The sequence below is a fragment of the Mesorhizobium sp. USDA 3734 genome (assembly GCF_056279665.1).
The window spans coordinates 3,281,537-3,295,083 of the sequence record NZ_JBWCCW010000001.1 but is presented as its reverse complement, the minus strand read 5'-3'; the positions used below and the strand labels follow the sequence as shown (position 1 = coordinate 3,295,083).

Here is a 13,547-nt window from a genome sequence, read left to right as displayed (position 1 = left end):
GAAAGCTCCGCGATGAACAGGAACTATCTCATCCTCTTTCTGTTCAGCCTGCTGATGACGCTCAGTGGGCTGATGAGCCTTCCACCAATCGACCGCGACGAGTCCCGTTTTGTCCAGGCCACCAAGCAGATGGTCGAAACCTCCGACTATGTCGACATCCGTTTTCAGGATGCCTCGCGCTACAAGAAGCCGATCGGCATCTACTGGCTGCAATCGGCGGCCGTGGCGCTGAGTGGCGAGGGGGCCGCGGCGTCGATCTGGGTCTACCGCCTCGTCTCCATGTTTGGCATTGCCTTGGCCGTCGTCGGCATCGCCTGGACGGGCACGAAGCTCTTCGGTGCCAATGCAGGTCTCGCCGCCGGCCTGATGATAGCGGCGATCTTCGCGACCGCTTTCGAGGGCCGTGACGCCAAGACCGACGCCATGCTGCTGGCCTGCTGCGTGGCAGCGCAAGGCGCGCTCGCTCAGATCTATCTGGCAGCGCGCCGGAACGAACCGGTGGCCGCCCACCTGCCGTGGATCTTCTGGGCGGCTCAAGGCCTGGGGATCCTCATCAAGGGGCCCGTGGCCCCGCTGTTGTCGGTGCTGACGGTCGCCACGCTGTTTGCCTTCGAACGCGACTGGCGCTGGCTTTTGAAGCTGAAGCTCGTGCGCGGTGTCGCCCTGGTGCTTCTCATCGTGCTGCCTTGGGTCGTCCTCATCACCTGGAAGAGCGGTGGCGCCTTTCTCCAGGATGCCGTCGGCAAGGACATGGTGGCCAAGGTCGCGTCGGGCGAGGAATCGCACGGCTTGCCGCCCGGTTTCTACATGCTGACCTATTCGCTGTTCATGTGGCCCTTCGGCCTGATCGCGGTCGGTGCTGGGCTGCAGGCCCTCAACCGGCTGCGCGACGATCCGCGCCTGCGCTTCTGCCTGGCCTGGTACATCCCGTTCTGGCTGGTGTTCGAGCTGATCCCGACCAAGCTGCCGCATTATGTCCTGCCGGCCTATCCCGGCATGGCGCTGCTGATCGGCTGGCTGCTGACCTTGTCGCCGCAGGAGGCGAATGCGCCGCTCAGGCGCTGGCAGGATTGGTTGTGGTGGTCGACGGCATTTGGTCTTGCCGTGGTCAGCCTCGGCCTGGCCGCGGTCTGCATCGGAGCGCCGATCTACCTCACCGGCACCTTCTCCTGGTGGAGCATTCCGGCGGCCGCGGCGGCACTGGCGGCGGGCTATTTTGCTTTTTCGCGGCAGCTGCAAGTGCCGTTGCGCCGCATCGGCGCCATCGCGGTCTGTGCGGGCATCACCTATGGGCTGTTGTTCGGCGTCATCGCGCCGTCGCTGAAGCCGATCTGGCTGAGCCCGGCGATCGAGGCTGCGGTCCAAGCCAACAGGCTTTGCGACACCACGGTGCTCGCCTCGGCGGAATATCACGAGCCGAGCCTGGTGTTCCTGGTCGGCACCAGGACCGTCCTGACCGATGTCGATGGTGTCGCCAGACATCTGCTTGGCGATCCGGCCTGCGCGCTGGCGCTGGCACAAATCGGGGACGAGCAGAAACTGAATGGCCTGTTGTCGGCGCAAGGCAAGTCGGCGACCCGCGTTGCCGAAGTCGACGGCCTCAACTATTCGTCGGGAGACAAACTGTCGCTCGGCCTTTATCGTGTGGCCCCATGACGGCTCGTCGATGCCCGTGACGGCAACAATGGGGTCGAATTTCAAATGCTGGTGAAATCGCGCCCTTCCGTTTCCGCTATGCTCCTTGGAGTGGGGCGCCGATCGGTCGACAATTTTCGCGATACGATGCAGATCGTAAGAAAGCGCTTTGCCGCTCGCCCCACCAGATACCCGAACATCTTGTGGTCGGTCTGGGTGCTGGTCTGGGTTTTGCTGACGGCAGCAGCATTTGTTCGCCTCGATACCCCGGCCGGAATGCTTCGCGACCAATGGTCGCCGGGATTCGTCCATCTGGCCGATTTTTTCACGCAGTTCGGCCTGGGTGGCTGGTATCTCATTCCGTCTGCGCTTTTGCTCGTCGCCGCCAACCTGACGGACTGGCGAAGCCTTTCAAGACGTTCGCTGATGCTCGCCTACAACTGGACCTGCCTGGCCTTTCTGGTGCTGGGCGCCGCCGGCCTGTCGGGCCTCGCCGTCAACGTGCTGAAATACGCGATCGGTCGGGCTCGGCCGATGTATTTCAATGATTTCGGCGTGTTGTCCCTGCATCCCTTTGCTTTCAATGCGCGCTTTGCCGGCTTCCCGTCCGGCCACGCCACGACGATGGGCGCCGTGTTCGGGGTTGCCCTGTTGTTGTTCCCAAGGCGCTGGTACATCGCCCTGGCGATCACCGCCTGCATCGCCTCGACACGGATCTTCGTCGGCGCGCACTATCCCAGCGACACCGTCGCCGGCTTCGGCCTTGGCTGCGCCTTCGCGCTTGCCTGCGGGGTGGTCTTTGCCCGGCTCGGCTTCATCTTCCGGCCGATGCCATCGGGGCTGCCGGTCCGCAAGAAGACGTTTTGGCTGATTGGACCCACAAGGAAGGCTGGCTGAATACTCGGGTTCGCCGAGGCTTAGCCGTCCAGCCCGCCATAGGATCTGACCAGGCCGGCCATGTCGGGCGACGAGCGCTCCTCGCTTTCGAGCCCTTGCGCAACGCCGGCGCGATCGGCCACGGGCCGGTTCTGGCTGACCTTCCACTTGCCGTGGATTTCGCTGATATCGATTTCCAGCCCGATAATGCCCTTGATCTGCGACTGGATGAACGGCGCCGGCGCGTCGGTCACTGCCCACGGCGCCTCGCGAGCGCCTTCCTGGGACACGGTCAGATCGGCGATCTGCTGCGCCAGCCAGTCCTGGTCATCCATCACCGTGACGTTGCCGCGAACCTGCACGATGGCATAATTCCAGGTCGGCACCACCTTGCCGGTTTCGCGCTTGGTCTCGTACCAGGACGGCGTCACATAGGCGTCGCTGCCCTGGAAGACGATCAACACCGGTGAAGCCGGATTGTCGGCCAGCAGGCGCCATTGCGGGTTGGCCCGCGCCAGATGGGCGCGCAGCCTGCCGTTCGGCCCAATTTCGGCGTCGAGCAGGAACGGGATGGCGTTGGCGACCGGCCCCTCGGGCCCGTTGGAAATCAACAGGCCCAGCGGATGCGTCCGGATCAACCCATGCAGGATCTCCGGCCGCGTTTCCCTGAAGTGAGGAGGCTCGTACATCGCCGTCTCTTCCTGCCTAGCGCAACCGCTTCGGCCGCGGATCCGACAATTCGCCGGCCAGCCGGCGGTCGAGATAATCAGCGCATTCCTCAAGCAGCAGGTCGGCGTCGTTGGAGAAGAAATGGTTGGCGCCAGGCAAGGTCTTCTGCGTGATGGTGATGCCCTTTTGCGTGTGCAGCTTGTCGACCAGGCCTTGCACATCCTTCGGCGGCGCCACCTTGTCGGCATCGCCATGGATGATCAGGCCCGAGGACGGGCAGGGCGCCAGGAACGAGAAATCATAGGTGTTGGGCTGCGGCGCGATCGAGATGAAGCCTTCGATCTCCGGCCGTCGCATCAGGAGCTGCATGCCGATCCACGAACCGAAGGAATAGCCCGCGACCCAGCAGCTCTTGGAATCCGGATGCAGCGACTGCACCCAATCCAGCGCCGCCGCGGCATCCGACAACTCGCCGGTGCCGTGATCGAACTCGCCCTGGCTGCGGCCGATGCCGCGAAAATTGAAGCGAAGCGTGGTGAAATCCCGCTTCTGGAACATATAGAAGAGGTCGTAGACGATCTTGTTGTTCATCGTGCCGCCGAACTGGGGGTGCGGGTGCAGGACGATGGCAATCGGCGCGCTCTTTTCCTTGGAAGGCTGGTAACGTCCCTCCAGGCGGCCGGCAGGACCGGTGAAAATGACCTCAGGCATGAAATACTCCACTTGGTATACGAATGCGCGGCGCCCGGAACGTGTCTTCCTCTGGCCTTGACGCAGGGCGAGCGTCTTCTTAGAAGCTAGTTTAGAATTGTTCAAAACTGAGTGGCAAGACATCGAGCCCGACCACCCGCGCCGCAAGCCGCGTAAATAGGACGGCTCGCCTTGGAATTTCAAGGAAATAACGCGATACGTCAGCGGAATGGCTTCTAACGGGACTTGACGGACGAAAATGGCCGCAATACGCGCCTATCTCGACTACAATGCCAGTGCGCCGCTGCTTGCCGCGGCCCGCGAGGCTATGGTCGCGGCGCTTGATGTCTCGGCGAACCCGTCGTCGGTTCATGCAGAGGGGCGCGCCGCTCGGCGCCTGATCGAGACCGCCAGGCGTAACGTTGCGGCACTGGTCAACGCCAAATCAGAACATGTCGTGTTCACCTCCGGCGCGACGGAGGCCGCCTCGACGCTGCTGACATCGGACTGGCAGATGGGGCGCGGCACTGTGCGCATGAGCCGGCTTTACGTGTCGGAGGCCGACCACCCCTGTCTGTTGAACGGCGGGCGCTTCCCGGCAGCGCAGGTGTCACGGATCGGCGTCGATGCCGACGGCATTGCCGACCTTGCAGCCTTGACCGCGGCGCTCGGCCGCCATGACAAGGCCGATGGCCTGCCGCTGGTCGCCATCCATGCCGCCAACAACGAGACCGGCGTCATCCAGCCGATCAGTCGCATCGCGGAGATCGTCAAGGCGGCGGGCGGCATACTCGTCGTCGACGCGGTCCAGGCCGCGGGGCGCGTTTCGATCGATCTATCAGCGGGTTGCGCCGACTACCTGATTCTGTCCTCGCACAAGATCGGTGGCCCCAAAGGCGTCGGCGCTATTGTCGCCGCCTCCGATCTGATGATGCCGAAGCCGCTGATCAATGGCGGTGGCCAGGAAAAGGGCCATCGCGGCGGCACGGAGAACCTCGCCGCGATTGCCGGTTTTGGCGCGGCCGCACGGCAGGCCCTGACCGGATTGCCAGCCATCGATGCGGTGCGCCATCGCCGCGACGAGATCGAAGCCATCGTGAAATTGCTGGTGCCGGACGCGGAAATCTTTGGAACCGGTGCACCAAGGCTTGCCAACACGACATTCTTCGCTATTGCGGGCGTCAAAGCCGAAACCGCGCAGATCGCCTTCGACCTGGCCGGTGTGGCGCTGTCGGCCGGCTCCGCCTGCTCGTCGGGCAAGGTCGGACCGAGCCATGTGCTGAAAGCCATGGGATACGGTGACAGTCTCGGCGCCTTGCGCGTGTCGATCGGACCGGCGACCGGCCCGGAAGACATCGAGTTGTTTCGCGTTGCGCTGACGGGAATCGCCGCGCGTCGGGCGAGTAGAGAAAAAGCCGCGTGAGCGGTTGGACAATTTTGGGCCTTTCGGCCTGGTAGAGCCGTGCGTTTCATGTTGGCCGGGTGAATTTCCGGTCGGGGCGCACTATATGGAACTTACGCTGCCGCGAGTGCTTCTTCGGCGTTCGTTTTTTGGCGGTGCCATAGTTTGAAAACTGTCGGGCCTTGACCCCGGCGTGGATGGAGAACGCATATGCCTGCTGTGCAGGACACGATCGATCGGGTCCGAAAGATCGACGTCGACCAATACAAATATGGATTCCAGACCGAAATCGCTGTCGACAAGGCCCCCAAAGGTCTGAGCGAAGACATCATCCGTTTCATTTCGGCCAAGAAGGACGAACCGTCCTGGATGCTGGAATGGCGTCTGGAAGCGTATCGTCGTTGGCTGACGCTGGACGAGCCGACCTGGGCGCGCGTCCACTATCCCAAGATCGATTTCCAGGACATCTACTTCTACGCGGCGCCGAAGAGCACGCCCGGCCCGACATCGCTCAGCGACGTCGATCCCGAACTGCTGAAGGTCTACGAGAAGCTGGGTATTCCGCTGCGGGAGCAGGAAATCCTCGCCGGCGTGCAGAAGACCGACGCCTCGGAGCTCGAGGAAGTCAGCGACAATGTCTACAAGTCGGGCCGCGTCGCCGTCGATGCCGTGTTCGATTCCGTCTCCGTCGTCACTACTTTCAAGAAGGAGCTGGCGCAGGCCGGCGTCATCTTCTGCTCGATCTCGGAGGCCATCCGTGAGCATCCGGAGCTGGTGAAGAAATATCTCGGTTCGGTCGTGCCGACCTCCGACAATTATTACGCCACGCTGAATTCCGCCGTGTTCACCGACGGCTCCTTCGTCTTCGTGCCCAAGGGCGTGCGTTGCCCGATGGAACTGTCGACCTATTTCCGCATGAACGAGAAGAACACCGGCCAGTTCGAACGCACGCTGATCATCGCCGAGGAGGGGGCTTACGTTTCCTATCTCGAAGGTTGCACGGCGCCGCAGCGCGACGAGAACCAGTTGCATGCCGCGGTGGTCGAACTGGTGGCGCTCGACGATGCCGAGATCAAATATTCGACGGTGCAGAACTGGTACCCCGGCGACGCCGAGGGCAAGGGCGGCATCTACAATTTCGTCACCAAGCGGGGCGACTGCCGTGGCGATCGCTCGAAGATCTCGTGGACGCAGGTCGAGACCGGTTCGGCGATCACCTGGAAATATCCGAGCTGCATCCTGCGCGGCGACGATTCCTCGGGCGAATTCTATTCCATCGCCGTGTCGAACGGCTATCAGCAGGTCGACAGCGGCACCAAGATGATCCATCTCGGCAAGAACACGTCGAGCCGCATCATCTCCAAGGGCATTGCCGCCGGCTTCTCGCAGAACACCTATCGCGGCCAGGTCTCGGCGCACCGCAAGGCGACCAACGCCCGCAACTTCACCAATTGCGACTCGCTCCTGATCGGCGACCAGTGCGGCGCGCACACCGTGCCCTACATGGAAGCCAAGAACTCGACCGCGCAGTTCGAGCATGAAGCGACGACGTCGAAGATTTCCGAGGACCAGAAATTCTACGTCATGCAGCGCGGCATCCCGGAAGAGGAAGCGATCGCGCTGATCGTCAACGGCTTCGTCAAGGATGTCATCCAGCAATTGCCGATGGAGTTCGCCGTCGAAGCGCAGAAGCTGATTGGCATCTCGCTGGAAGGTAGCGTGGGCTAAGGGATCATGGCGACGCAACTGCCGAAAGAGGACGTCTGGTTTGCCGTACGCTGGCGGCGGCTGTGGGCTGTCCGCCGCGAGGGCAGGATCGCCATAGCCAAATTTGCGGCCGCGACAATCGTTTCGGTATTTGCCGGCGTCTTGCTCATTGCCTTCGTCAATGTGTTCCTCGGCATCGCCGTCTTGTCGGGCGGTTTTGGCCTGTCCCTATCGTGGTTCATGGCCCTGCAGCGCCGGCACACCGACTACTCCATCACTTACGACGATTATTTCAGAGAAAAGAACAATGCTTGAAATCAGAAACCTGCATGCCCGCATCGTCGATGACGGCACCGAAATCATCCGCGGCTTGAACCTGACGGTGAAAGCCGGCGAGGTCGCTGCGATCATGGGGCCGAACGGCTCGGGCAAATCGACGCTGTCCTACATCCTCGCCGGTCGCGAGGACTATGAGGTGACCGAGGGTGACATCCTCTACAACGGCCAGTCGATCCTCGAAATGGACCCGGCCGAGCGCGCCACGTCGGGCATCTTCCTCGCCTTCCAGTACCCGATGGAGATACCGGGCGTCGCCACCATGGAATTCCTGAAAGTTGCGATGAACGAGCAGCGCAAGGCGCGTGGCGAGGAACCGCTGAAGATCCCGGAATTCCTCAAGCGGGTGAAGGAAGCCGCCGCCTCGCTCAGCATGGACATGGCAATGCTGAAGCGGCCGCTCAATGTCGGCTTCTCCGGCGGCGAAAAGAAGCGCGCCGAGATCCTGCAGATGAAATTGCTTGAGCCGAAACTCTGCGTGCTCGACGAGACCGATTCCGGCCTCGACATCGATGCGCTGAAGATCGTCTCCGACGGCGTCAACGCGCTGCGCGCGCCGGACCGGGCATTCCTGGTCATCACCCACTACCAGCGCCTGCTCGAACACATCGTGCCCGATACCGTGCACGTGCTCTACAAGGGCCAGGTCATCAAGTCGGGCGACAAGTCGCTGGCGCTGGACCTCGAGGCCAACGGCTACGCCGGCGTGATCGGCGAAGCCGCGTGATATGCCACCAGAGGCAAGACTGATGAATATGCACACACAACCGCAGCGGACACAGGCCGAGACAGCGTTGATCGACGCGTTCGGCGACCGGCTGTCGCTGCTGCCGGGCGACGGCGCGGTGATGCTGAAGCGCGACGACGCCATCGAGGCGATCAAGCACGGCCTGCCGACACGGCGTGTCGAATCCTGGCATTACACCGATTTGCGCCGGCTGTTGAATGCGGTGCCGGACTTCGACCCGGCCGCCATGGCCAAAGCCATTGCACCGATCGTCGACGGTTCCACCGTGGTCTCGATCCTGAACGGCACGTCCGACGCCAAAGTGCCGGTCCTTGAAGGCGTCACCTTCCAGCGCCTGTCGGAAAAGCTGACCGACGGCAGCGCAGCACCTGGACTCGATCCCTATGGCAGCGACGACGCTATCGGCGCGCTGAACACGGCTTTCGTCGCCGACGGTTATTTTGTCGATATCGCCGATGGCGCGGAACTCGAAAAGCCGATCGAACTGCAGAACCTGCAGGCCGGTGGCCAGACCCATGTGCGCCTGCCAGTGCGTGTCGGCGCTGGTGCCAAGGCCGTTATCGTCGAGCGTCAGACCGGTGACGGGGCTGCCCTGGTCAGCTCGGTCAGTCAGCTGGTGCTGGGCGAGGGCGCCGAGGTGACGTGGCTGATCGTCCAGGAACAGCCGGAAACGGCGACGCATCTGGCGCAGTTCAAGGCGCATCTCGGCAAGAATTCGAAGTTGACGGTGTTCTTCATGAATGCCGGCGGCAAGCTTGTCCGCCAGGAGATCGTGGTCAGGACGACAGGCGAAGGCGCCGATTTCAAATTGCGCGGCATCAACCTTCTGGCCGGCGACACCCACACCGACGTGACCATGGTGCTCGACCATGCCGTGCCGCACACCACCTCGACGGAAGTGATCCGCAATGTGGTGACGGGCAAGGCGCGCGGCGTCTTCCAGGGCCGCATCAACGTCCATCAATATGCGCAGAAGACCAACGCCAAGATGGCCTGCAACACGCTGCTGCTGTCGGATGATGGCGAGTTCTCGACCAAGCCCGAACTTGAAATCTTCGCCGACGACGTCGTCTGCGGCCATGGCGCGACGGTCACCGAAATCGACCACGACCATCTGTTCTACCTGATGGCGCGCGGCGTCGACGAGAAGACCGCGCGGGGGCTTCTCGTGAAGGCCTTCGTCGCCGAGGTGATCGAGGAACTGGACGACGAGATGATCGTCGAGGCGCTGGAAGCGCGGCTCGACGATTGGTTCGTGGCACACGGGTGATCTGATGAACGCGCCGGGCAAGATCGGAGACTTCTACGACGTCGAAGCGATCCGCCGCGATTTCCCGATCCTGTCGCGGGAAGTCTATGGCAAACCGCTGGTCTATCTCGACAATGGCGCCTCGGCACAGAAGCCGCAGGTGGTGCTGGACACAATCCAGCACGCTTATTCCCAGGAATACGCCAACGTCCATCGCGGCCTGCATTTCCTCTCCAATGCCGCGACTGACGCGTATGAAAAGGCGCGGGAAACGGTGCGCCGCTTCCTGAACGCACCCAGCACCGACAACATCATCTTCACCTCGAACACGACGTCGGCCATCAACACGGTCGCCTATGGCTATGGCATGCCCAACATCGGCGAGGGCGACGAGATCGTACTGTCGATCATGGAGCACCACTCCAACATCGTGCCGTGGCATTTCATCCGCGAGCGGCAGGGCGCGAAACTGGTCTGGGTGCCGGTCGACGATCTCGGTGTCTTCCACATCGAGGAATTCGAGAAGCGGCTGACCGACCGCACCAAACTGGTCGCCATTACGCAGATGTCGAATGCGCTGGGCACGGTGACGCCGATCAAGGAAATCGTGCGGATCGCGCATTCGCGTGGAATTCCCGTCCTCGTCGACGGCAGCCAGAGCGCCGTGCATATGCCGATCGACGTGCAGGACCTCGACTGCGACTTCTTCGTCTTCACCGGCCACAAGGTCTACGGCCCGTCGGGCATCGGCGTGCTCTACGGCAAAAAGGACATTCTCCAGGGCATGCGCCCCTTCATGGGCGGCGGCGAGATGATCGAGGAGGTGACCGAGGACATCGTCACCTACAACGAACCGCCGCACCGCTTCGAAGCCGGCACGCCGCCAATCGTCCAGGCGATCGGGCTGGGTGCCGCGCTCGACTATATGGAAAGCGTTGGCCGCGAGCGCATCGCAGCCCATGAGGAGGACCTCAAGAATTACGCGCATGAGCGGCTGCGCGCCATCAATTCGCTGCGCATCTTCGGCGATGCGCCCGGCAAGGGCGCCATCATCTCGTTCGAACTGCAAGGCATTCATGCCCATGACGTGTCGATGGTGATAGACAGGCAGGGCGTGGCCGTGCGCGCGGGCACCCATTGCGCCCAGCCGCTGTTGAAACGCTTCGGCGTAACCTCCACATGCAGAGCATCGTTCGGCATGTATAATACCAGGGCCGAAGTCGACGCTTTGGCCGAGGCGCTTGAAAAAGCGCGCAAATTCTTCGGATGACGATTTTTTTGGGTGACGACCATGGATGATGTGAGCATCGCTGCCGAGACCACTCCGGAAACCACGCCCAATGCGCTGGTTTCGGGATCAGCCATTCCAGCCGACGAACTGGCACGGCTGACCGACGACATCGTCTCGGCGCTGAAGACCGTCTACGATCCGGAAATCCCGGCCGATATCTATGAACTCGGCCTGATCTACAAGATCGACATCGAGGACGACCGCTCGGTCAAGATCGACATGACGCTGACCGCGCCCGGCTGTCCGGTCGCCGGCGAAATGCCCGGCTGGGTGGAAAATGCCGTCGGCGCCGTCGAAGGCGTGTCCGGCGTCGAGGTCAACATGACCTTCGACCCGCCCTGGTCCGCCGACCGCATGTCGGAAGAGGCGCAGGTTGCGGTGGGTTGGTATTAGCGTCGAGCCTGACAAAGGCTGGTGCACTTGCGCCAGTGTAAAAACTTCACCATTTTAGGTGAGGAATCATTCGGCAGGCCTTGAACCTGCATGGAATGGAGAAGGAAGAACATGGGACGCTTTGCCGTCATCACGATGACTGAAAAGGCCGCCGACCGGGTGCGCGAGATCGTTGCCACCCGCGACAACGCGCATGGCATTCGCCTCGGCATCAAGAAGGGCGGCTGCGCCGGCATGGAATACACGGTCGATCTGGTGACCGAGCCCAACACCAAGGACGACCATATCGAGCGTGACGGCGCCCATGTCTATGTGGCGCCGGAAGCAGCCCTTTTCCTGTTCGGCACCGAGATGGATTTCGAGCAGACGACTCTGCGCACCGGCTTCACATTCCGCAATCCGAACCAGAGCTCGGCCTGCGGTTGCGGCGAATCGGTCGAATTGAAGCCGGCCGACCTCAAGGCACTGGCAGAGGCACGCGCCTCCGCCTGATTTTCTTCGCCCCGTAAACGGGGCGAAGAACGCTAATCCACCCACATGCCCGTCCGCTTGTGCCAGTCGGCGATCGATTCCTCGGGATAGACGTCGAACGTCTTGTCGCTCTTGCCGATGTCAGGCTCGACCCAGTTCGCCTTGTACTTCAGCATCAGGTGCACCTTGCTTGGCGGTTTGGGCAGGTCGCTGTCGATCGCCGAGGCGAAGGGGTGCACCAGCTCCGGCCAGTTCGGATCGTAGAGCCAGAGTGCCGCTCCGCACTTTTTGCAGAAATTGCGCTCGCCCGATGAAATCTCGCACCGTGGGTGTTCGTCGTCTTCGATCTCGGCCCGGTAGACGCCAAGACTTCTTTTGCCCCTGATGTTCAACGTCTCACTGTCGGCACCCAGATTGATGGCAAAACCGCCGCCGCCCTGTTGCTTGCGGCAGATCGAGCAATAGCACAGCATGAATGGCGCCGGCGTGTGGCTCTCCACCTCGAAACGGACGGCATTGCAGCGGCAGGACCCTTTGAGCAGAAGCGGCATGACAAAACTCCGATGGATGGTTCTCAACCTGTCAGCATGATTTTGGTTGCGGCGATGACAAGGCCAGATGCCGGTGACATGATCTCGGCATGGACAATGAACGCATCGCCGAACTGTTCGAAGGCCTCGGCCCGGTCAGCATCCGCAAACTGTTCGGCGGCAAGGGCATCTATTTCGACGGCGTCATCGTCGCCATCGTGCTGCGCGGCGAGTTGATGCTGAAGGCCGACGAGCAAAGCGCACCCGATTTCGAAGCCGCCGGCTGCACGCAATGGACCTATACCGGCTCCCGCCATGGCAAGCTGGTCGCCATGCCCTACTGGAGCATTCCCGACAGCGCTTTCGATGATCCCGACGAGATGACGGTCTGGGCACGCAGAGCTTATGAGGCAGGGCGAAGGGCTGGGAAGTAGATTCCCGCAAACGCGAGGCCGCCCCCTCATCCGGGCCGCTTCGCGGCCACCTTCTCCCCGAGGGAAGAAGAGGTCGATGTCGGCGCTGCGAGCCCCTCTCCCCTCGGGGCAATCCGGGTGAGGGGGCCTTTGCCGCGTGGAGGCTACAACGCCTTCGCGATCCTCGCCGCCAGCCTTGCGTTGTTCTCGACCAGCGCGATGTTGGTCTTCAGGCTCCTGCCGCCAGTCAGTTCGAGGATTTTTCCCAGCAGGAACGGCGTCACCGCCTTGCCGGTCACGTTGAGCGCCTCGGCGGCCTTCTGCGCGGCTTCGATGTAGCCGGCCATCTCTTCAGCGGGGATTTCGTGGTTTTCCGGCACCGGATTGGCGATCAGCATGCCGCCGCCGAGGCCAAGCGCCAGACGCGTCTGGTAGAAATGCGCGATCTCTTCCGGCCTGTGCAGGGTCAGCGGCGCGCGGAACGGTGAATGCCTGGACCAGAAGGCCGGCATCGTCTCGCAGCCATGGCCGATCACCGGCACACCGCGCGTCTCCAGCACCTCCAGCGTCTTTTCGATGTCGAGGATGGCCTTGGCGCCGGCCGACACGACGATGACCGGCGTGCGCGCCAGCTCGTCGAGATCAGCGGAAATGTCGAAACTCTTTTCCGCACCCTTGTGCACGCCGCCGATGCCGCCGGTGGCGAACACTTTTATGCCGACCATATGCGCCGCGATCATCGTGGCGGCGACCGTGGTGCCGCCGGTGCGCCCTTGCGCCACGGCGAAGCCGAGGTCGGCGCGCGACAGCTTCATGGCGTCGCCCGTCATCGCCAGCGATTCGCGCTCGCCGTCCGAAAGCCCGATCTTGATGCGGCCGCCGACCACGGCGATCGTCGCCGGCACGGCGCCGCCATCGCTGATGATCTTTTCGACGTCGGCCGCCATGGCGCCGTTGTCGGGGTAGGGCATACCATGGGTGATGATGGTGCTTTCCAGCGCCACCACCGGCCGGCCGGCCGCCAGGGCCTGCGCCACAGGCGCGTGGATATCGATGAAGGGGCGGGCGGTCTCTGGGGTCATCTCGATCTCCAATCCGGAGTGCGGCGCGTCCATCGGGACGCTCGGCAACACTGCG

The 13,547-nt window shown here is 62.6% G+C and carries 15 protein-coding genes; 11 read left to right on the top strand and 4 right to left on the bottom strand.

Annotation, left to right across the window (positions count from 1 at the left end):
• Positions 1–12 precede the first annotated feature (12 nt).
• Positions 13–1,656, top strand: a complete 1,644-nt coding sequence (locus ACZ89F_RS16030; protein ID WP_476092884.1) for an ArnT family glycosyltransferase — start codon at positions 13–15, stop codon at positions 1,654–1,656.
• Positions 1,657–1,782: 126 nt separating this feature from the next.
• On the top strand, positions 1,783–2,532 hold the full coding sequence (locus ACZ89F_RS16025; protein ID WP_476092883.1) for a phosphatase PAP2 family protein: 750 nt from the start codon (positions 1,783–1,785) through the stop codon (positions 2,530–2,532).
• Positions 2,533–2,552: 20 nt separating this feature from the next.
• On the opposite strand, the gene ACZ89F_RS16020 is transcribed toward ACZ89F_RS16025, so the two are convergent.
• Complete coding sequence (locus ACZ89F_RS16020) at positions 2,553–3,200, bottom strand: FMN-binding negative transcriptional regulator (protein ID WP_476092881.1); 648 nt, start codon at positions 3,198–3,200, stop codon at positions 2,553–2,555.
• Positions 3,201–3,216: 16 nt separating this feature from the next.
• On the bottom strand, positions 3,217–3,891 hold the full coding sequence (locus ACZ89F_RS16015) for an alpha/beta hydrolase (RefSeq protein WP_013532163.1): 675 nt from the start codon (positions 3,889–3,891) through the stop codon (positions 3,217–3,219).
• Positions 3,892–4,129: 238 nt separating this feature from the next.
• Between ACZ89F_RS16015 and ACZ89F_RS16010 the strand changes: the two genes are divergently transcribed.
• The 8 genes from ACZ89F_RS16010 to sufA all read left to right on the top strand — a co-directional run bounded on the left by ACZ89F_RS16010 (position 4,130) and on the right by sufA (position 11,488).
• Positions 4,130–5,293, top strand: a complete 1,164-nt coding sequence (locus tag ACZ89F_RS16010; protein ID WP_476092879.1) for a cysteine desulfurase family protein — start codon at positions 4,130–4,132, stop codon at positions 5,291–5,293.
• A gap of 189 nt (positions 5,294–5,482) precedes the next feature.
• Positions 5,483–7,000 (top strand): Fe-S cluster assembly protein SufB, encoded by a 1,518-nt coding sequence (sufB, locus tag ACZ89F_RS16005; RefSeq protein ID WP_109669585.1) that lies wholly within the window; start codon positions 5,483–5,485, stop codon positions 6,998–7,000.
• Between the two features lie 6 nt (positions 7,001–7,006).
• On the top strand, positions 7,007–7,294 hold the full coding sequence (locus ACZ89F_RS16000) for a hypothetical protein (RefSeq protein WP_476092877.1): 288 nt from the start codon (positions 7,007–7,009) through the stop codon (positions 7,292–7,294).
• Complete coding sequence (sufC, locus tag ACZ89F_RS15995; protein WP_023810312.1) at positions 7,287–8,042, top strand: Fe-S cluster assembly ATPase SufC; 756 nt, start codon at positions 7,287–7,289, stop codon at positions 8,040–8,042. Before ACZ89F_RS16000 ends, sufC begins: the two co-directional genes overlap by 8 nt.
• A gap of 22 nt (positions 8,043–8,064) precedes the next feature.
• Positions 8,065–9,333 carry a Fe-S cluster assembly protein SufD gene (sufD, locus tag ACZ89F_RS15990; RefSeq protein WP_476092875.1) on the top strand — a complete coding sequence of 423 codons (1,269 nt, stop codon included), beginning with the start codon at positions 8,065–8,067 and terminating at the stop codon, positions 9,331–9,333.
• A 4-nt stretch (positions 9,334–9,337) separates the two neighbouring features.
• The gene (locus ACZ89F_RS15985) at positions 9,338–10,582 is read left to right on the top strand and encodes a cysteine desulfurase (protein WP_476092873.1); all 1,245 of its coding nucleotides are present in this window, start codon (positions 9,338–9,340) and stop codon (positions 10,580–10,582) included.
• Positions 10,583–10,603: 21 nt separating this feature from the next.
• The gene (locus tag ACZ89F_RS15980) at positions 10,604–10,996 is read left to right on the top strand and encodes an SUF system Fe-S cluster assembly protein (RefSeq protein WP_476092872.1); all 393 of its coding nucleotides are present in this window, start codon (positions 10,604–10,606) and stop codon (positions 10,994–10,996) included.
• Between the two features lie 111 nt (positions 10,997–11,107).
• Entirely contained in the window at positions 11,108–11,488 is a 381-nt protein-coding gene (gene sufA, locus ACZ89F_RS15975; protein WP_023810316.1) for a Fe-S cluster assembly scaffold SufA, read from the top strand.
• Between the two features lie 32 nt (positions 11,489–11,520).
• Here sufA and ACZ89F_RS15970 read toward each other — a convergent pair whose 3' ends face one another.
• Complete coding sequence (locus ACZ89F_RS15970) at positions 11,521–12,018, bottom strand: GFA family protein (protein WP_476092871.1); 498 nt, start codon at positions 12,016–12,018, stop codon at positions 11,521–11,523.
• 89 nt (positions 12,019–12,107) lie between these two features.
• Between ACZ89F_RS15970 and ACZ89F_RS15965 the strand changes: the two genes are divergently transcribed.
• On the top strand, positions 12,108–12,431 hold the full coding sequence (locus ACZ89F_RS15965; RefSeq protein WP_476092869.1) for a TfoX/Sxy family protein: 324 nt from the start codon (positions 12,108–12,110) through the stop codon (positions 12,429–12,431).
• 143 nt (positions 12,432–12,574) lie between these two features.
• On the opposite strand, the gene ACZ89F_RS15960 is transcribed toward ACZ89F_RS15965, so the two are convergent.
• Entirely contained in the window at positions 12,575–13,492 is a 918-nt protein-coding gene (locus ACZ89F_RS15960; protein ID WP_476092867.1) for a pseudouridine-5'-phosphate glycosidase, read from the bottom strand.
• Between the last annotated feature and the right edge of the window lie 55 nt (positions 13,493–13,547).

Coding starts and splice junctions, on each gene's coding strand:
- ACZ89F_RS16030 (WP_476092884.1), top strand. CDS start 13: ATGAACAGGAACTATCTCATCCTCTTTCTGTTCAGCCTGCTGATGACG.
- ACZ89F_RS16025 (WP_476092883.1), top strand. CDS start 1,783: ATGCAGATCGTAAGAAAGCGCTTTGCCGCTCGCCCCACCAGATACCCG.
- ACZ89F_RS16020 (WP_476092881.1), bottom strand. CDS start 3,200: ATGTACGAGCCTCCTCACTTCAGGGAAACGCGGCCGGAGATCCTGCAT.
- ACZ89F_RS16015 (WP_013532163.1), bottom strand. CDS start 3,891: ATGCCTGAGGTCATTTTCACCGGTCCTGCCGGCCGCCTGGAGGGACGT.
- ACZ89F_RS16010 (WP_476092879.1), top strand. CDS start 4,130: ATGGCCGCAATACGCGCCTATCTCGACTACAATGCCAGTGCGCCGCTG.
- sufB (WP_109669585.1), top strand. CDS start 5,483: ATGCCTGCTGTGCAGGACACGATCGATCGGGTCCGAAAGATCGACGTC.
- ACZ89F_RS16000 (WP_476092877.1), top strand. CDS start 7,007: ATGGCGACGCAACTGCCGAAAGAGGACGTCTGGTTTGCCGTACGCTGG.
- sufC (WP_023810312.1), top strand. CDS start 7,287: ATGCTTGAAATCAGAAACCTGCATGCCCGCATCGTCGATGACGGCACC.
- sufD (WP_476092875.1), top strand. CDS start 8,065: ATGAATATGCACACACAACCGCAGCGGACACAGGCCGAGACAGCGTTG.
- ACZ89F_RS15985 (WP_476092873.1), top strand. CDS start 9,338: ATGAACGCGCCGGGCAAGATCGGAGACTTCTACGACGTCGAAGCGATC.
- ACZ89F_RS15980 (WP_476092872.1), top strand. CDS start 10,604: ATGGATGATGTGAGCATCGCTGCCGAGACCACTCCGGAAACCACGCCC.
- sufA (WP_023810316.1), top strand. CDS start 11,108: ATGGGACGCTTTGCCGTCATCACGATGACTGAAAAGGCCGCCGACCGG.
- ACZ89F_RS15970 (WP_476092871.1), bottom strand. CDS start 12,018: ATGCCGCTTCTGCTCAAAGGGTCCTGCCGCTGCAATGCCGTCCGTTTC.
- ACZ89F_RS15965 (WP_476092869.1), top strand. CDS start 12,108: ATGGACAATGAACGCATCGCCGAACTGTTCGAAGGCCTCGGCCCGGTC.
- ACZ89F_RS15960 (WP_476092867.1), bottom strand. CDS start 13,492: ATGACCCCAGAGACCGCCCGCCCCTTCATCGATATCCACGCGCCTGTG.